Origin of the sequence: Pseudorhodoferax sp. LjRoot39, assembly GCF_964253035.1 — a bacterium.
Classification (GTDB): domain Bacteria; phylum Pseudomonadota; class Gammaproteobacteria; order Burkholderiales; family Burkholderiaceae_C; genus Pseudorhodoferax.
In genome coordinates, this window is record NZ_CAXUQL020000001.1 from 827,722 (window position 1) to 844,617 (window position 16,896).

At 63.3% G+C, this 16,896-nt stretch carries 11 protein-coding genes, 2 tRNA genes, 3 rRNA genes and 1 pseudogene; 2 read left to right on the forward strand and 15 right to left on the reverse strand.

What is annotated here, in order from left to right; genetic code table 11:
- Positions 1 to 90: 90 nt before the first annotated feature.
- Positions 91 to 1,014, reverse strand: coding sequence for a LysR family transcriptional regulator (locus ACSQ4M_RS03890; protein ID WP_436188357.1), 924 nt, complete (start codon positions 1,012 to 1,014; stop codon positions 91 to 93).
- 109 nt (positions 1,015 to 1,123) lie between these two features.
- On the opposite strand from ACSQ4M_RS03890, the gene ACSQ4M_RS03895 reads away from it, so the two are divergent.
- Positions 1,124 to 2,656, forward strand: a complete 1,533-nt coding sequence (locus ACSQ4M_RS03895) for a CoA-acylating methylmalonate-semialdehyde dehydrogenase (protein ID WP_436188358.1) — start codon at positions 1,124 to 1,126, stop codon at positions 2,654 to 2,656.
- A 172-nt stretch (positions 2,657 to 2,828) separates the two neighbouring features.
- On the opposite strand, the gene rrf is transcribed toward ACSQ4M_RS03895, so the two are convergent.
- The 9 genes from rrf to ACSQ4M_RS03940 form a co-directional block, all read right to left on the reverse strand.
- Positions 2,829 to 2,941: ribosomal RNA gene (gene rrf / locus ACSQ4M_RS03900) — 5S ribosomal RNA — on the reverse strand.
- 137 nt (positions 2,942 to 3,078) lie between these two features.
- Positions 3,079 to 5,952, reverse strand: a 23S ribosomal RNA gene (locus ACSQ4M_RS03905).
- A 329-nt stretch (positions 5,953 to 6,281) separates the two neighbouring features.
- Positions 6,282 to 6,357, reverse strand: a tRNA-Ala gene (locus ACSQ4M_RS03910).
- A 24-nt stretch (positions 6,358 to 6,381) separates the two neighbouring features.
- A tRNA-Ile gene (locus tag ACSQ4M_RS03915) sits at positions 6,382 to 6,458 on the reverse strand.
- Between the two features lie 99 nt (positions 6,459 to 6,557).
- Positions 6,558 to 8,088: ribosomal RNA gene (locus ACSQ4M_RS03920) — 16S ribosomal RNA — on the reverse strand.
- The 16S, 23S and 5S rRNA genes sit together here with 2 tRNA genes alongside, the layout of an rRNA operon.
- 465 nt (positions 8,089 to 8,553) lie before the next feature.
- Positions 8,554 to 8,682, reverse strand: coding sequence for a hypothetical protein (locus tag ACSQ4M_RS03925; RefSeq protein WP_436188359.1), 129 nt, complete (start codon positions 8,680 to 8,682; stop codon positions 8,554 to 8,556).
- 89 nt (positions 8,683 to 8,771) lie between these two features.
- Complete coding sequence (locus tag ACSQ4M_RS03930; RefSeq protein WP_436188360.1) at positions 8,772 to 9,803, reverse strand: AraC family transcriptional regulator ligand-binding domain-containing protein; 1,032 nt, start codon at positions 9,801 to 9,803, stop codon at positions 8,772 to 8,774.
- Positions 9,804 to 9,808: 5 nt separating this feature from the next.
- Positions 9,809 to 10,555: an enoyl-CoA hydratase/isomerase family protein gene (locus ACSQ4M_RS03935; protein WP_436188361.1), complete on the reverse strand. Its 747-nt coding sequence runs from the start codon at positions 10,553 to 10,555 to the stop codon at positions 9,809 to 9,811.
- A gap of 31 nt (positions 10,556 to 10,586) precedes the next feature.
- A complete protein-coding gene (locus ACSQ4M_RS03940; protein ID WP_436188362.1) occupies positions 10,587 to 11,570 on the reverse strand; it encodes a Bug family tripartite tricarboxylate transporter substrate binding protein in 984 nt (327 codons plus the stop codon).
- 168 nt (positions 11,571 to 11,738) lie between these two features.
- Here ACSQ4M_RS03940 and ACSQ4M_RS03945 point away from each other — a divergent pair, with 168 nt between their 5' ends.
- The gene (locus ACSQ4M_RS03945) at positions 11,739 to 11,969 is read left to right on the forward strand and encodes a DUF2061 domain-containing protein (RefSeq protein ID WP_436188363.1); all 231 of its coding nucleotides are present in this window, start codon (positions 11,739 to 11,741) and stop codon (positions 11,967 to 11,969) included.
- Here the strand turns inward: ACSQ4M_RS03945 and ACSQ4M_RS03950 are convergent.
- The 5 genes and pseudogenes from ACSQ4M_RS03950 to ACSQ4M_RS03970 form a co-directional block, all read right to left on the reverse strand.
- Complete coding sequence (locus tag ACSQ4M_RS03950) at positions 11,938 to 13,527, reverse strand: class I adenylate-forming enzyme family protein (RefSeq protein WP_436188364.1); 1,590 nt, start codon at positions 13,525 to 13,527, stop codon at positions 11,938 to 11,940. The two genes, ACSQ4M_RS03945 and ACSQ4M_RS03950, sit on opposite strands and share 32 nt — an antisense overlap.
- Positions 13,524 to 14,180, reverse strand: a pseudogene (locus ACSQ4M_RS03955) (ATP-binding cassette domain-containing protein). The gene ACSQ4M_RS03950 and the pseudogene ACSQ4M_RS03955 overlap by 4 nt, the downstream one beginning before the upstream one ends.
- A gap of 9 nt (positions 14,181 to 14,189) precedes the next feature.
- Positions 14,190 to 14,942, reverse strand: a complete 753-nt coding sequence (locus ACSQ4M_RS03960) for an ABC transporter ATP-binding protein (protein WP_436188365.1) — start codon at positions 14,940 to 14,942, stop codon at positions 14,190 to 14,192.
- Complete coding sequence (locus ACSQ4M_RS03965) at positions 14,939 to 15,919, reverse strand: branched-chain amino acid ABC transporter permease (protein WP_436188366.1); 981 nt, start codon at positions 15,917 to 15,919, stop codon at positions 14,939 to 14,941. The genes ACSQ4M_RS03960 and ACSQ4M_RS03965 overlap by 4 nt, the downstream gene beginning before the upstream one ends.
- Entirely contained in the window at positions 15,919 to 16,815 is an 897-nt protein-coding gene (locus ACSQ4M_RS03970; RefSeq protein WP_056667237.1) for a branched-chain amino acid ABC transporter permease, read from the reverse strand. The genes ACSQ4M_RS03965 and ACSQ4M_RS03970 overlap by 1 nt, the downstream gene beginning before the upstream one ends.
- Positions 16,816 to 16,896: the final 81 nt, after the last annotated feature.

A 16,896-nucleotide genomic window follows, 5' to 3' on the forward strand; every position in this document is an offset into this window, starting at 1 on the left:
CCGCAATGGAGCCGCGGCGCCTGGTTTTTTGATGCTTAGGGTGGCACAGTTTGCCGCCGGTCGCCACCTGGGAGAAAACACAGAAACCGGTCAGGCGCCAAAGCCCTCGGCGAAGGCTTGGCGCAGGTAGGCGACGAAGGCCTCGACCGCGCGCGGCACGTAGGGCGCGTAGGGCCGGATCGCGTAGAGCGTCTCGCTGAACTGTCCCTCCACCTTCCACTCGGGCAGCACCTGCTGCAGCTGGCCGCTGCGCAGCGCGGCCTGGGCGCTGAAGTCGGGCACCAGCGCGATGCCCAGCCCGGCCAACGCGGCGTCGCGCAACGCCTCGCTGTTGTTGGCCGAGAAAGCGCCGGCCACGGGCACGACGGCGCGCTCGTCGCCGCGCAGCAGCGTCCAGCCCGCCACCTGGCCGGCGCGCGGGTAGTGCAGGCAGTCGTGCAGGCGCAGCGCGTCTGGGTCGGCCGGCGCGCCGCGTTTGCGCAGGTAAGCCCGGCTGGCCACCAGCAGCGAGCGCGTGGGCGCCAGCAGCCAGGCCACATGGGTTTCGGGCGGCGCGGCCGTATGGCGCACGGCCAGGTCGAAGCCCTCCACGGCGAGCGGGCGCAGACCGTCGGACAGGTCCAGCTCCAGCCGCACCTGCGGATGCGCGCGCAGAAATTCGGGCAGGCGTGGCACGAGCTGCTGGCGCGCGAAGGCCACGGGCGCCGTCACGCGCAGCAGGCCTTGCGGCGCTTCGGCCAGGTCGCGCACGGCCGCGAAGCTCTGCTGGATCTGCGCGAAGGCGCCGCGCGTACCGTCGGCCAGGCGCTGGCCGGCCTCGGTCAGCCGCACGCTGCGCGTGGTGCGCTGCACCAGCGGCACGCCGGCAGCGCGCTCAAGCTCGGCGATGCGCTGGCTCATGGCGGCCTTGCTGATGGACAGCCGCGCCGCGGCGGCTGTGAAGCTGCCGTGTTCGCCGAGCACGGCCAGCGCGTGCAGCGTGCTCCAGAGCTGGTCGGTTTTTTCGGAGGACATAGGGTGCATTGTTCACCACGGCGAACAATCAGTTCAGCCGGGCCGTCTATACAGGGTCGGCGGCGCTTCCTAGACTTGCGGCCTCTCCCACTCTCACGCGAGACAACCCATGAAGCGCGACCTGCCCGCAACCCCCGCCTACACCGACAGCGCCGAACTGGCGCACTTCATCGCCGGTCAGCCCTACCAGGGCGTCGGCGAACGCACCCAGGCGGTGTTCAACCCGGCCCTGGGCACCGAGGCGCGCCGCGTGCGCCTGGCCGCCAAGCCCGACGTGGACGCCGCCGTGGCCGCTGCGCAGGCCGCCTTCCCGGCCTGGGCCGACACGCCGCCGATCCGCCGCGCGCGCGTGCTGCTCAAGTTCCTCGAACTCGTGAACGCACGCAAGGACGAGCTGGCCGCCATGATCACGGCTGAGCACGGCAAGGTGTTCACCGACGCGCAGGGCGAGGTCTCGCGCGGTATCGACATCATCGAGTTCGCCTGTGGTGTGCCGCAACTGCTCAAGGGCGATTTCACCGACCAGGTCTCCACCAGCATCGACAACTGGACCCTGCGCCAGCCGCTGGGCGTGGTGGCCGGCATCACGCCGTTCAACTTCCCGGTCATGGTGCCGATGTGGATGTTCCCGGTGGCCATCGCAGCGGGCAACTGCTTCATCTTGAAGCCCAGCGAACGCGATCCCTCGCCTTCGCTGTTCATCGCCCAGTTGCTCAAGGAAGCCGGCCTGCCGGACGGTGTCTTCAACGTCGTGCAGGGGGACAAGCTGGCCGTGGACGCACTGCTCGAGCACCCGGACGTCAAGGCCATCAGTTTCGTTGGCTCCACGCCGATTGCCCAGTACATCTACGAGACCGGCGCGCACCACGGCAAGCGCGTGCAGGCCCTGGGCGGCGCCAAGAACCACATGGTGGTGATGCCCGATGCCGACATCGAGCAGGCCGTGGACGCGCTGGTCGGCGCCGGGTACGGCTCGGCCGGCGAACGCTGCATGGCGATCTCGGTCGCGGTACTGGTCGGCGACGCGGCCGACAAGCTGATTCCCAAGCTGGCCGAGCGCGCCAAGACCCTGGTGGTCAAGAACGGCATGGAGCTGGACGCCGAGATGGGCCCCATCGTCACCAAGCAGGCACTGGAGCGCATCGAGGGCTACATCGCCACCGGCGTGCAGGAAGGCGCCGAGTTGCTGGTGGACGGTCGCAACTTCACTGTGCCTGGCCACGAGCAGGGCTTCTTCACGGGCGGCACGCTGTTCGACAAGGTCACACCCGAGATGAAGATCTACAAGGAAGAGATCTTCGGCCCGGTGCTGGCCTGCGTGCGCGTGCCGGACTTCGCGGCCGCCGTGGACCTCATCAACAAGCACGAATTCGGCAATGGCACAGCCTGCTTCACGCGCGACGGCAACGTGGCACGCGAGTTCGCACGCCGCATCCAGGTCGGCATGGTCGGCATCAACGTGCCGATCCCCGTGCCGATGGCCTGGCATGGCTTCGGCGGCTGGAAGAAGAGCCTGTTCGGCGACATGCACGCCTATGGCGAAGAGGGCGTGCGCTTCTACACCAAGCAGAAGTCCATCATGCAGCGCTGGCCCGAGAGCATCGGCAAGGGCGCTGAGTTCGTCATGCCGACGGCGAAGTAAGCACCGTACGACGACTTCTCAAGGGCCGGCGAGCATCTCGCCGGCCCTTTTTATTTTTATCGGATTGGTTATTCCCAATCAGTGCATGCAGGAGTCGCTGACACCAGCACGAATCGTCGACACAAAGAAAAACGCCCCAACCTTTAGGGTTGGGGCGTTTTCGGCTGTAGGAGCCTGACGATGACCTACTTTCACACGGGAACCCGCACTATCATCGGCGCAAAGTCGTTTCACTGTCCTGTTCGGGATGGGAAGGAGTGGTACCAACTTGCTATGGTCATCAGGCATAACTTGTTGCTGTGCTGCTTTTTAGTTCAGCACGGCGAATTCATAGAGTTTTAAATCAGTTGTATTTTGACTGCGTCACTTGGCATAACAGCCTTGATGCTTAGGTACTTAAGTATTTAAGCGATCAAAGTTATAGGGTCAAGCCGCACGAGCAATTAGTACAGGTTAGCTTAACGCATTACTGCGCTTCCACACCCTGCCTATCAACGTCCTGGTCTTGAACGACTCTTCAGGGGGCTCAAGGCCCCGGCAGATCTCATCTTGGAACGAGTTTCCCGCTTAGATGCTTTCAGCGGTTATCTCTTCCGCACATAGCTACTCGGCAATGCCACTGGCGTGACAACCGATACACCAGAGGTGCGTCCACTCCGGTCCTCTCGTACTAGGAGCAGGCTTCCTCAAATCTGCAGCGCCCACGGAAGATAGGGACCAAACTGTCTCACGACGTTTTAAACCCAGCTCACGTACCTCTTTAAATGGCGAACAGCCATACCCTTGGGACCGGCTACAGCCCCAGGATGAGATGAGCCGACATCGAGGTGCCAAACACCGCCGTCGATATGAACTCTTGGGCGGTATCAGCCTGTTATCCCCAGAGTACCTTTTATCCGTTGAGCGATGGCCCTTCCATACAGAACCACCGGATCACTATGTCCTGCTTTCGCATCTGCTCGACTTGTCAGTCTCGCAGTTAAGCACGCTTATGCCATTGCACTATCGTCACGATGTCCGACCGTAACTAGCGTACCTTCGAACTCCTCCGTTACGCTTTGGGAGGAGACCGCCCCAGTCAAACTGCCTACCATGCACTGTCCCCGATCCAGATAATGGACCTAGGTTAGAACCTCAAACACACCAGGGTGGTATTTCAACGTTGGCTCCATACGATCTAGCGACCGTACTTCAAAGCCTCCCACCTATCCTACACAGATCTGTTCAAAGTCCAATACAAAGCTACAGTAAAGGTTCATGGGGTCTTTCCGTCTTTCCGCGGGGAGATTGCATCATCACAAACATTTCAACTTCGCTGAGTCTCGGGAGGAGACAGTGTGGCCATCGTTACGCCATTCGTGCAGGTCGGAACTTACCCGACAAGGAATTTCGCTACCTTAGGACCGTTATAGTTACGGCCGCCGTTTACTGGGACTTCAATCAAGAGCTTGCACCCCATCATTTAATCTTCCAGCACCGGGCAGGCGTCACACCCTATACGTCCACTTTCGTGTTTGCAGAGTGCTGTGTTTTTAATAAACAGTCGCAGCCACCGATTTTTTGCAACCCATTCATGCTCCGTTGTTCACTTCACACTACTAGGGCACACCTTCTTCCGAAGTTACGGTGTCAATTTGCCGAGTTCCTTCTCCCGAGTTCTCTCAAGCGCCTTAGAATACTCATCTCGCGCACCAGTGTCGGTTTGCGGTACGGTCGTGTGCAGCTGAAGCTTAGTGGCTTTTCCTGGAACCTCGTTCAATCACTTCGCGAGCAAGCTCGCTCGATCGACAGCCTCGGTATATGTCTGGCGGATTTGCCTACCAGACGCCTACATCTGCCTAAACCGGGATATCCAACACCCGGATGACCTATTAAGATCCGTCCCCACATCGCACTACACATCGGTACAGGAATATTGACCTGTTTCCCATCAGCTACGCATCTCTGCCTCACCTTAGGGGCCGACTCACTCTACGCCGATGAACGTTGCGTAGAAAACCTTGCGCTTACGGCGAGGGGGCTTTTCACCCCCTTTAACGCTACTCATGTCAGCATTCGCACTTCTGATACCTCCAGCAGCCTTTACAAGCCACCTTCACAGGCTTACAGAACGCTCTCCTACCACTTGCAATAAATTGCAAATCCGCAGCTTCGGTAACTGGCTTAGCCCCGTTACATCTTCCGCGCAGGACGACTCGATCAGTGAGCTATTACGCTTTCTTTAAATGATGGCTGCTTCTAAGCCAACATCCTGACTGTTTTAGCCTTCCCACTTCGTTTCCCACTTAGCCAATTTTAGGGACCTTAGCTGGCGGTCTGGGTTGTTTCCCTCTTGAGTCCGGACGTTAGCACCCGGTGCTCTGTCTCCCAAGCTGTACTCTGCGGTATTCGGAGTTTGCATAGGTTTGGTAAGTCGCCATGACCCCCTAGCCTAAACAGTGCTCTACCCCCGCAGGTAATACTTGAGGCACTACCTAAATAGTTTTCGGAGAGAACCAGCTATTTCCAAGTTTGTTTAGCCTTTCACCCCTATCCACAGCTCATCCGCTAGTTTTGCAACACTAGTCGGTTCGGACCTCCAGTACCTGTTACGGCACCTTCATCCTGGCCATGGATAGATCACTTGGTTTCGGGTCTACACCCAGCGACTAAGACGCCCTGTTCGGACTCGGTTTCCCTACGCCTTCCCTATTCGGTTAAGCTTGCCACTGAATGTAAGTCGCTGACCCATTATACAAAAGGTACGCAGTCACCCTTTCGGGCTCCTACTTTTTGTAAGCACGCGGTTTCAGGATCTATTTCACTCCCCTCCCGGGGTTCTTTTCGCCTTTCCCTCACGGTACTAGTTCACTATCGGTCAATGATGAGTATTTAGCCTTGGAGGATGGTCCCCCCATATTCAGACAGGATTACACGTGTCCCGCCCTACTTTTCGTTAGCTCAGTACCACACGTCTCTTTTCACGTACAGGGCTATCACCTGCTATGGCCAGCCTTTCCAGACTGTTCCGTTAAGAGTCGTGCTATCACTAACAGGCTTTTCCGATTTCGCTCGCCACTACTTTCGGAATCTCGGTTGATGTCTTTTCCTCGAGCTACTGAGATGTTTCAGTTCACCCGGTTCGCCTCGCATGACTATGTATTCATCATGCGATACCTTTGCAGGTGGGTTTCCCCATTCGGAAATCTCCGGATCAAAGCTAATTTGCCAGCTCCCCGAAGCTTATCGCAGGCTATCACGTCCTTCGTCGCCTATCATTGCCAAGGCATCCACCACGTGCTCTTATTCACTTGACCCTATAACTTTGACGCCTCTTGCAAGGACCAAAATTACTCAAGGAATATGTCAGGTCTTTCACCTGACGCGTTATGCCGTAATTGAACTTTCGTTCAGATTACATAAATTTCAAACGTGAAGTTTGATATTCGTTTGACGCAATCAAATTTTTGTCACTGGCGGCACGGTCTGCACTAAACCTTTACGAATGTGCAGTTTCCGCCAGCAACGCTGATTCGAACTCTATGAATTTGTTAAAGAACAGCCGATTGATCAAGGGATCTTGACCAACAACAAAGAGGCCTTTTGCAAAGCCACTTTGGTGTTGATATTCTTGGATAAGGGAAGTTGGTGGAGGTGACAGGACTCGAACCCGCTACCTACTGCTTGCAAAGCAGCCGCTCTCCCAGCTGAGCTACACCCCCAAACACGATTGGACATTGGAGGGATGGTGGGTCTGGTTGGTCTCGAACCAACGACCCCCGCCTTATCAAGACGGTGCTCTAACCAACTGAGCTACAGACCCAAGCCGGTCGCGTAAAGCCAGGCATCTCTACCCAACCGTTGGCGACAACCTTCCAACAACCGATAAGTGTGAGCGTTTGAGCTTCGTTGCAGTTTCCAGAAAGGAGGTGATCCAGCCGCACCTTCCGATACGGCTACCTTGTTACGACTTCACCCCAGTCACGAACCCTGCCGTGGTAATCGCCCTCCTTGCGGTTAGGCTAACTACTTCTGGCAGAACCCGCTCCCATGGTGTGACGGGCGGTGTGTACAAGACCCGGGAACGTATTCACCGTGACATTCTGATCCACGATTACTAGCGATTCCGACTTCACGCAGTCGAGTTGCAGACTGCGATCCGGACTACGACTGGTTTTATGGGATTAGCTCCCCCTCGCGGGTTGGCAACCCTTTGTACCAGCCATTGTATGACGTGTGTAGCCCCACCTATAAGGGCCATGAGGACTTGACGTCATCCCCACCTTCCTCCGGTTTATCACCGGCAGTCCCATTAGAGTGCCCTTTCGTAGCAACTAATGGCAAGGGTTGCGCTCGTTGCGGGACTTAACCCAACATCTCACGACACGAGCTGACGACAGCCATGCAGCACCTGTGTTATGGCTCTCTTTCGAGCACTCCTTCATCTCTAAAGGATTCCATACATGTCAAAGGTGGGTAAGGTTTTTCGCGTTGCATCGAATTAAACCACATCATCCACCGCTTGTGCGGGTCCCCGTCAATTCCTTTGAGTTTCAACCTTGCGGCCGTACTCCCCAGGCGGTCAACTTCACGCGTTAGCTTCGTTACTGAGTCAGTTAAGACCCAACAACCAGTTGACATCGTTTAGGGCGTGGACTACCAGGGTATCTAATCCTGTTTGCTCCCCACGCTTTCGTGCATGAGCGTCAGTGCAGGCCCAGGGGATTGCCTTCGCCATCGGTGTTCCTCCGCATATCTACGCATTTCACTGCTACACGCGGAATTCCATCCCCCTCTGCCGCACTCCAGCAATGCAGTCACAAATGCAGTTCCCAGGTTAAGCCCGGGGATTTCACATCTGTCTTGCATTACCGCCTGCGCACGCTTTACGCCCAGTAATTCCGATTAACGCTCGCACCCTACGTATTACCGCGGCTGCTGGCACGTAGTTAGCCGGTGCTTATTCTTACGGTACCGTCATTAGCTCTCTGTATTAGAGAAAACCGTTTCGTTCCGTACAAAAGCAGTTTACAACCCGAAGGCCTTCATCCTGCACGCGGCATTGCTGGATCAGGCTTGCGCCCATTGTCCAAAATTCCCCACTGCTGCCTCCCGTAGGAGTCTGGACCGTGTCTCAGTTCCAGTGTGGCTGGTCGTCCTCTCAGACCAGCTACAGATCGTCGGCTTGGTGAGCCTTTACCCCACCAACTACCTAATCTGATATCGGCCGCTCCAATCGCGCGAGGTCTTGCGATCCCCCGCTTTCATCCATAGATCGTATGCGGTATTAGCACAGCTTTCGCTGCGTTATCCCCCACGACTGGGCACGTTCCGATATATTACTCACCCGTTCGCCACTCGCCACCAGGATTGCTCCCGTGCTGCCGTTCGACTTGCATGTGTAAGGCATGCCGCCAGCGTTCAATCTGAGCCAGGATCAAACTCTATAGTTCGATCTTGTTAACTTCGCTCAATCTCTTGAGCAACTCAATAAAAACGGAATTGAAGTGAATCCACTTCCATTCTCATGAGCATTTGAGTGCATGCACTCGTTCCGAAGAACTTGGCAACTTCACACCAAACGCCCACGCTTATCGGCTGTATGTTTTTAAAGACCTACCGCAGCAACACCAGTCTCTCGACTGACCTGCTTGACTCGCCGTGATCAGCGAAGCCTTAGATTATGACACGTTTTTAAAAGACCGGTCAACTTTTTTCGCTTTTCTTTTTCAACCTGCCAAGCCGCTTGACTGGACAGGCAGATCACAGTGTTTGAAGCAGTGATCAGCGAAGCCCACGACTATACAACAGATTTTTCCTCTTGCAAGCAGATGCGGAAAAATTGCTTCCGCACAGAGTGCGCCGCAACAGACAAGACAAGAGTGCAGGAGTGAGATCCGGCTTGTCCTTCTGCTCCATCACCATCCTCGTTCGAGGCCGTTGTCGAGCATGGGCACACGATCCACGCCCCAGAAGACTTCGCCGCGGATGTCCTGGCGGATGGAGCCGCCCTTGTGCGGCTGGCCCAGGCCCGGCACTCCCTTCATGACGCTGCGCTCGTGGCGGCTTCGGCGGCGCGTTCGACCAAGGCAGGTAGCGACTGGCCAATTGCGCCATGCGGGTTGAGCGCACCGGTTCAAGGCCGCGCGATGTACGCCTGCCGGTACTCGCCGGGCGCCACGCCGGTCCATTGCTTGAAGGCGCGCTGGAAGGTGCTGGACTCCGAGAAGCCCAGCCGCTCGGCGATCTCGGGCAGCGTGAGTTCGGGCCGCGCGAGGTACTCGATGGCCGCGTCGCGGCGCAGGCCTTCCTTGATGCCGCGGTAGCCCCGGCCTTCCTCGTGCAGCCGGCGACGCAGGGTCTGCGGCGTCATCGCGAGTTCACGGCCGATGTCTTCCAGCGAAGGCATCTCGCCGGCCAGGTGGCCGCGCAGGATGCGGCGGATGCGCTCCGTGATGCTGGACGACTCGCGGTAGCGCACCAGCAGGTTGGCAGGAGCGTGCAGCAGGAATTCGGTCAGGCCTTCTTCGGTCTGCACCACGGGCAGTTCGAGCCAGCGCGCATCCACGTACCAGCCCGCGCCGCCCGGCGTCTCACGCACGGGCGCGCGCAGCACTTCCCCGGCGTCGGGAAACTCGGCCGCCACCACGGCCGGGTACTCCAGGCCCAGCAGCGGCAAGCGCCGCGCCACGAGCCAGGAGGCCAGGCCGTAGGCAAAGAAGATGAAGGTGCGCTGCGCATAGGCCAGCGCCAGATCGACCGGCACGCGCGGCGCCACGCTGAGGTGGGCCACGCCGTCCTGCACGACGAGCCGCGGCACCAGGTCGCGCAGCAACAGACGGTAGTGGCGCAGGCCCAGCGCCAGCGCACCACCCAACGTGCGGCCGCCCAGCATCAGGCGGCAGCCCAGCGTGAAGCTGCCCAGCGGCAAGGGCGTGGGGCACAGCCCCCAGAGCTCGTCGCGCAGGGTGTGGCGCAGGCCGGCCAGCAGGCGCGCGTACTGGTCGCGCGTCACGCGGGACAGCGGCGAGCCGAGCAGCGCCGATGAAATGCCGGCGCACGCGAGCAGACCGTCCACATCGACGGCGCGTCGGCGCGCACCGAGAAGCACGCGGTGCACGTGCGCGATGGAGATGGTGTGCTGGGTGAAGCCCGGCGGCGCGGCCATGCGGTTCAGCCGCCGCTGAACTGCGGCGCGCGCTTCGCGGCCCAGGCCGCACGGCCCTCCTGCAGGTCGGCCGAATGCGCGGCGCGCGCAATGTCGCGCTGCAGCGCGTCCCTGTCGAGGGTGCCGCGTGCGATGTGGTTCAGGTGCTTCTTCATGCCGAGCATGGCCAACGGCGCCATGGCCTCCAGGCGCTGCGTCAAGACATCGGCCTCGGCGGCGAGCGCCTCGGGCGCGACCAGCTGGGTCAGGAAGCCGATCGCGCGCATCTCCTCGGCCCCAATGCGCTCGGCCGTCAGGAACAGGCGCTTGGCCTGGTCCAGGCCGAGCCGGCTCACATAGCGCTCCAGCCCGCGCGGATAGAAGTGCAGACCCAGCCGCGCGGCCGGCATGAACATGTCGATTCCCAGCACGCCGAGCCGGAAATCGCAGGCCAGCGCGAGGTCGGTGGCACCACCGTAGACGCCGCCCTGCAGCAGCGCGAGCGTGACCGGGCGCGCGTCTTCGAGGGCGTTCGCCAGTTCCTCGAAGGCCTGGGGCTTCTGCGCGTCCATCTGGCCGATGTCAAAGCCGCTGCAGAAGTAACGGCCCGTGGACGCCAGGCGCAGCACCAGCAACTCGGGCCGAGCGTTGACGGTGGCGATGTGCGCGGCCAGCACGTCCAGGTCCTGCGGCTCCAGCCGGTTGGCCTGCTCGGGGCGGCGCAAGGTGATGGTGGCGCTGGCGCCGGTGATCTCCAGAAGGGGCGTATCCATGGGGCGCGCATGTTCGCACAGTGCCCCCCGGCTACGCGCCCTCGGGCTTGATCTGCGCGCGCGCGATCACCGGCTTCCAGCGCGCCTGCTCGCTCTTGATGAACGCGCCGAACTCCGCTGCGCTGCTGCCCACGGCCAGCGCGGTGTCGGCCGAGAGCTTGTCCTTGACGATGCTGCCCCTGGCCGCACGCACTGCCTCGGCCTCGAGCTTGGCGATGTGGTCGCGCGGCCACTTCGCCGGCGCCAACAGGCCGTACCACTGCGTCATCTCGAAGCCGGGATAGCCCTGTGATGCCACCGTGGGCACATCGGGCAGCTGCGGCAGCCGCTCGGTGGTGCCGGTGGCGATGCAGCGCAGTCGGCCCGCCTTGATGAAAGGCAGCAGCGCGGGCGCGCCGACCGAGGCCGCCTGCAGCCGGCCCGACATCAGGTCGGTCAGCATGGGCCCGGTGCCGCGGTAGGGCACGTGCACGACGAAGGTTCCGCTCACCATCTTGAGGTACTCGAAGGCCAGGTGGCCCGCACTGCCGTTGCCGGCCGAGCCGTAGTTGAGCTGGCCTGGCTTGGTCTTGGCGTAGGCCACGAACTCCTTCAGGTCCCGGGCCGGCAGGTCGGGGTGGACCACGTACAGACTCGGCACCTTGGACACCAGCGTGACGGGCACGAAGTCGCGCGCGGCGTCATACGGCAGCTTGCTGAAGATGTAAGGGTTCACGGCCAAGGTGCCGATATGGCCCAGGATCAGCGTGTGGCCGTCCTCGCTGGCGGCGACCTCCTGCATCGCGATGTTGCCGGCCGCGCCGGGCTTGTTGTCCACGAATACGTTCTGGCCGATGGTCTTGGCCATCTCGCCCGCGACCGAGCGCGCCACGATCTCCGAGCTGCCGCCTGGCGCGAACGGCACGACCAGGCGCAACGGCTTGCTGGGCCAGGCGGGTTGGGCCTGGGCGACCCAAGGCAATGCGGCGCCGAGCGCGAGCAGCTGGCGGCGGGAAGGGTGGACGGTGTGAGGCATGGCGGCATTGCTGGAACAGGGGAGCGACATGGTCGTGCGCCTGCCGGCTCGGCGCGTCGGGGTTTTCCTGGCTTTCTGGCTATGAGCGCTTTAGGCGAAACCGATTGGCGTTGCGAATCGCTCGCATCTACGATCCATGCATCGTCGCTTTTCCCTCAGGAGCCCACCATGGCCGCTTTCGCCCGCAACAACCTCCCGACCTTGAAGAAGACCGGCAGCTACTACGTGATGCACATCCTGGTGGCAGCCGCCGTTGCGTACGCGGTCACGGGCAACCTGCTCATGTCCCTCACACTGAGCCTCTTGGAGCCCACCGTCCAGGCCTTCGCCTTCTTCTTCCACGAGAAGGCCTGGCAGCGCATCGCGCTCAGGCGATCTGCTCCCGCAGCAGCCGCTTGAGCAGCTTGCCACCGGCGTTGCGCGGCAACGGCGTGTCGGACCAGGTGATGGTCTCGGGCACCTTGTAGTCAGTCAGGCGCGCGCGGCAATGGGCGCGCACGGCCTCGTCGTCGCGGGGCAGATCGGGCGCGTAGAGGAAGGCGTGTACGCGCTCGCCCAGCACCGGGCAGGGCCGCCCGACGATGGCGGCCTCGACCACGCCGGGCAGCGCCACCAGGCAGTGCTCGACCTCGACCGAGTAGATCTTGAAGCCACCGCGGTTGAGCATGTCCTTCTTGCGGTCGAACAGGCGCACGAAGCCATCGGCATCGACGCTGCCCAGGTCGCCCGAATGCCAGTAGCCGGCAGTGAAGTTGGCGGCCGTGGCCTCGGGGTTGTCCCAGTAGCCGGGCACGACCATGGGGCCGCCGATCCAGAGCTCGCCGCTCTCGCCGGGCGGCAGTTCGCGGCCCTCGTCGTCCACCACGCGCACCTGGGCGCAGGGCAGGGGGATGCCCACGCTGTCGGCATGTGCACGCGTAAGGCCCGTGGGCATCATGGTGGTGGGCGAAGTGGTCTCGGTCGCGCCGTAGGCGTTGAGCAGCGTGAGGCCGGGCAGGCGCTCGGCCATGGCGTCGATGGCCGAGACCGGCATGGGCGCACCGCCGTAGCCGCCGATGCGCCAGCTGGCGAGCCGCGCCGCGTCGAAGGCCGGCTGCAGCAGGCACAACTGGTACATGGCCGGCACCATGAGCGTGTGTGTCACACGTTCGGCTTCGAGCAGTTGCAGGAAGGCCGGGGCCTTGAACTCGGACAGCATCACCACCGCGCCGCCGACGTGGACCATGGCGGCAATGATGGCGATCAGGCCGGTGACATGGCTGGCCGGCACGGCCAGCGCCGAACGGTCGCCCGCACGCAGGCCCATGCACAGCTCGTAGTGGCGCACCGAGTGCGCGACATTGAGGTGCGTGAGCATGGCGCCCTTGGGGCGGCCCGTGGTGCCCGAGGTGTAGAGGATCAGGGCGGTGTCCTGCTCGCGGACGGGCGCGGCCGCCGTGACCTCGCCGCGCAGCCCGGCCAGCGGCAGCGCGCCAGGAGCTTCGCCGACGACCAGGCGCAGCCGCAGGCTGGGCACCTCGTCGGGCGAGGGAATGCGCTCGGCCAGCGCCGCATCGAACACGATGGCGCAGGCACTGCACTGCTGCAGCATGAAGGCCAGGCCAGGCCGCTGCTCGCGTTCGCCGATGGGCACGGCGATCGCGCCCAGGCGCTGCACGGCGAACAGCACGGACATGAACTCCGGCCGGTTGCCCATGAACAGCACGACGCGTTCGCCGGCTTGCACGCCCTGCGCGGCCAGGCCGCCCGCGATGCGCGCGACCTCGGCGTCGAGCGCTCCGTAGCTCCAGCGCTGGCCGTCGTGGACCACGGCGTCCTGGTCGGGGTGCAGGGCCACGGCGCGCGCCAGCAGCGCATGCATGCTGGGCGGTCGTTCGACAAAGCAGCGCACGACGCGGTCGCCGTAGACGGCCTCCTCGCGCATGGGCGGAAGTTCAACGCTGTGCCAGGTCGTCATGCCGCCACCTCCGCCACCGCGTTCGCTCCGCGCTCGATGACCACCTCCGCATCCACCAGCTTGCGCGAGTGGTTGAGGTCCGACTGCGCGATCAGCACCGACAGCGCACCGCCGCGCAACCCGGCGATGACCTCGCCCAGCCGCATCGACAGCGCGGGCGCCACGCCCTCGAAGGGCTCGTCCAGCAGCAGCAGCCGCGTGCCCACGCCCAGCGCGCGCGCCAGCGCCACCAGCTTCTGCTGGCCGCCCGAGAGCAGCAGCGCGCGCCGCGCACGCATCTCGGCCAGTTCGGGCAGCACGCCGTAGACGAAGTCCAGCCGCGCGCGCGTGTCGCGCAGGCCGGTGGCCCACAGCGGCACGAGGATGTTCTCCTCCACGCTGAGCTCGGGCACCAGGCCGCGGTCTTCGGGCATGTAGCCGATGCCCATGGCCGCGCGCGCGTGGCGCGGCACCGTGGCCAGGTCCTGGCCCTCGAAGCTGATGCGGCCCTACGAGGGCGTGAGGTGACCCATGACCGTGCGCAGCAGCGTGGTCTTGCCCGCGCCATTGCGGCCGATCAGGCCGACCATGGACTGCGCGGGCACGGCCAGCCGCAGGCTGCGCAGCACCTGGACCGAGCCGATGGAGACGTGGACGGAGTCGACGGTGAGCATGGTCTTCTCCTAGTGCAAGGTGCCGGTGACATAGCGGCGCACATCGTCGGCCGCCAGCGCCACGGCCGGCCGGTCGTCGGCGATGATGCGGCCCGCGTAGAAGGCCACCACACGGTGGGCGTAGCGCTCGACGATGTCCATGTCGTGCTCCACGAACAGCACGGTCATGGCCTCCTGGCCCAGCGCGGTCATGATGGTGTCCATCATCGGAAACTTCTCCTCGGCGGCCACGCCGCTGGTGGGCTCGTCCAGCAGCAAGAGGCGCGGCTGGCCGGTCAGCGCCATGGCGATGTCGAGCAGCTTGCGCACGCCACCCGGCAGCTCGGCCACGCGGCGTTCGCGGTGCTCGGTGAGCCCGAAGCGCTGCAGCAGCGCTTCGGCACGCGCCACGGCGTCGGCGCCGCGCGCGGACTGCCAGAACGACAGGCGCCGGCCGTGACAGGCCGTGGCCACAAGCATGTTCTCCAGCACCGAGAGTTCGGCGAATAGCTGCGGGATCTGGAACGAGCGCGCCACGCCCAGGTGGGTGATGGCGCGCGGGTCCAGCCGCGTGATGTCGCGCCCGCCCAGCTCGATGCTGCCGGTGTCGGGCTTGAGGTAGCCCGTCACCATGTTCACGAAGGTGGTCTTGCCGGCGCCATTGCTGCCGATCAGGCTCACGCGCTGGCCGGCCAGGATGTCGATGCTGAGGCTGCTGGCCGCCACCACGGCGCCGAAGCGCTTCTCGATGGCGCGGGCGCGCAAGAGGATGTCCTGGCTCATTTCTTCTTCGTCCACAAAGAGCCGATGCCGCCCGGCAGGAAGCGGATCATCAGCAACAGGAACAGACCCAGCGAGAGCTGCCAGGTGTTGGGAAAGTACAGGTTGGAGAACGAGCGCACCACCTCCAGCAGCGTGGAGGCCACGAACACCGCCAGCACGCTTTGCGAGCCGGCCAGGATGGCGACGAACACGAACTCGCCCGAGGTCGTCCAGTAGCTGAAGTTGGGGTCGATGTGACCCAGCGACATGACGGTCAGCGCGCCGCCGCAGCCGCCCGCGAAGGCCGCCATGCCGAAGTTCAGCGCCACGGCCTGGCGCACCGAGCCGCCCAGGTACTCCACGCGCAGCTCGTTCTCGCGCACGGCCTGGGCGATCAGGCCGCGCGTGGAGTCGAAGTACACGCGCGCCAGCAGCGCCAGCACGCCCGACACCACGACGGTGACGCCGTACAGCGCGTAGGCCACGCGCTCGTCCGACAGGCTCTGGCCCAGCAGCGTGGGCCGGCCCATGTTGAAGCCGTCCGAGCCGCCCAGGCTGTTGGTCTTGACCAGCACGCCGTAGCAGACCATCGAGAGGGCCAGCGTGAGCATCGCGAAGAAGATGCCGCGGTAGCGCGCCAAGAGCGGCGCGAACGGCAGCGCCACCAGCATGGCCGCCAGGCCGCCGACCAGCGTGAGCAACAGCGCGTCGGTGATGCCCAGCTGGTTGAAGCACAGCGCACCGGCATAGCCGCCGACGGAGAACACCAGGCCCTGGCCGAAGGACACCACGCCGCTGCGCATCAGCAGCAGGATGCCCAGCGAGACCAGGCCATGTGAGGCCGCCATGGTCAAGAGGAACACCAGCCAGCGCGGCAGGAAGGCGCCGACGCCGACCAGCGCCACCAGCAGGGCGAGTCCGCCCCAGAGCACGGTGCGGCCACGCGGGTCGCTGGCTGGCCGCGCGGTGGCGGGGATGGGAAGGGCAGCGCTCTTCATCAGATCTTCCTCGCTTGAATCCGCTGGAACAGGCCCTCGGGCCGGAACACCAGCACCAGCGCCATGACCACGTAGATGGCGAACAGCTCCACCTGGGGCGCCAGGTGCACGGCGGCGGCGCGGGCCAGGCCGACGATCAGCGCGCCGATGGCCGCGCCCTCGATGCTGCCCAGCCCGCCGATGATGACCACGGCGAACGAGACGATGATCACGCCGACCGAGATGCCGGGCTGCACCGAGATCAGCGGTGCCGTGAAGGCCCCGCCGATGCAGGCCAGGAAGATGCCGACCGCAAACGCCAGCATGTACACGCGCGAGACGTTGACACCCATGCTGGAGGCCACCTCCTCGCTGTGGATCACGGCCAGCACGATCTTGCCCTGGCGCGTGCGGTTCAGTCCCCACCAAACCGCCACGCCGACCACCACCGCGAGCAGCATCAGCATGAAGTCGTAGCCCACGTAGATCTGCTCGCCGATCTCGATGTTGCCGAACATGGCGTAGGGCTCGGACACGTAGTAGGGGTTGGCGCCCCAGATCAGCTTGGTGATGTCTTCCAGCATCAGGAACAGCGCGTAGGTGACGAGCACCAGCAGCACCTCGTCGCGGCCGTAGAAGAAGCGCAGCAGGCCGCGCTCGGTCAGCGGTGCGACCAGCGCGGCCACGGCGACGGCCGCCAGCAGCATGGCCACCAGCGACCATTCCGGCGCCAGCTTGAGCGTGGCGAACCAGCCGACGAAGCTGGCCGCCGCGTAGGCGCCCAGCGCGTAGAAGCTGCCGTGCGCGATGTTGAGGATCTTGAGCACGCCGAACACGAGCGTGAGCCCGAGCGCGACGATGAACAGCCAGGAGGCATAGCTCAGGCCGTCGACGAGGATGGTGATGGCGGTGGTCATGGCCACTCCGGTGAAAGGGAGACGGGCGCCGGCCAGCCCGCGCTGCGGGCCGGCCGGGGGCGGCAGTCGGCTAGCGCCGAC

Bases quoted from the DNA above. Each gene is read 5' to 3' on its own strand.
- ACSQ4M_RS03890 (WP_436188357.1), bottom strand. From the start codon at position 1,014: ATGTCCTCCGAAAAAACCGACCAGCTCTGGAGCACGCTGCACGCGCTG.
- ACSQ4M_RS03895 (WP_436188358.1), top strand. From the start codon at position 1,124: ATGAAGCGCGACCTGCCCGCAACCCCCGCCTACACCGACAGCGCCGAA.
- ACSQ4M_RS03925 (WP_436188359.1), bottom strand. From the start codon at position 8,682: ATGAAGGGAGTGCCGGGCCTGGGCCAGCCGCACAAGGGCGGCTCCATC.
- ACSQ4M_RS03930 (WP_436188360.1), bottom strand. From the start codon at position 9,803: ATGGCCGCGCCGCCGGGCTTCACCCAGCACACCATCTCCATCGCGCAC.
- ACSQ4M_RS03935 (WP_436188361.1), bottom strand. From the start codon at position 10,555: ATGGATACGCCCCTTCTGGAGATCACCGGCGCCAGCGCCACCATCACC.
- ACSQ4M_RS03940 (WP_436188362.1), bottom strand. From the start codon at position 11,570: ATGCCTCACACCGTCCACCCTTCCCGCCGCCAGCTGCTCGCGCTCGGC.
- ACSQ4M_RS03945 (WP_436188363.1), top strand. From the start codon at position 11,739: ATGGCCGCTTTCGCCCGCAACAACCTCCCGACCTTGAAGAAGACCGGC.
- ACSQ4M_RS03950 (WP_436188364.1), bottom strand. From the start codon at position 13,527: ATGACGACCTGGCACAGCGTTGAACTTCCGCCCATGCGCGAGGAGGCC.
- ACSQ4M_RS03960 (WP_436188365.1), bottom strand. From the start codon at position 14,942: ATGAGCCAGGACATCCTCTTGCGCGCCCGCGCCATCGAGAAGCGCTTC.
- ACSQ4M_RS03965 (WP_436188366.1), bottom strand. From the start codon at position 15,919: ATGAAGAGCGCTGCCCTTCCCATCCCCGCCACCGCGCGGCCAGCCAGC.
- ACSQ4M_RS03970 (WP_056667237.1), bottom strand. From the start codon at position 16,815: ATGACCACCGCCATCACCATCCTCGTCGACGGCCTGAGCTATGCCTCC.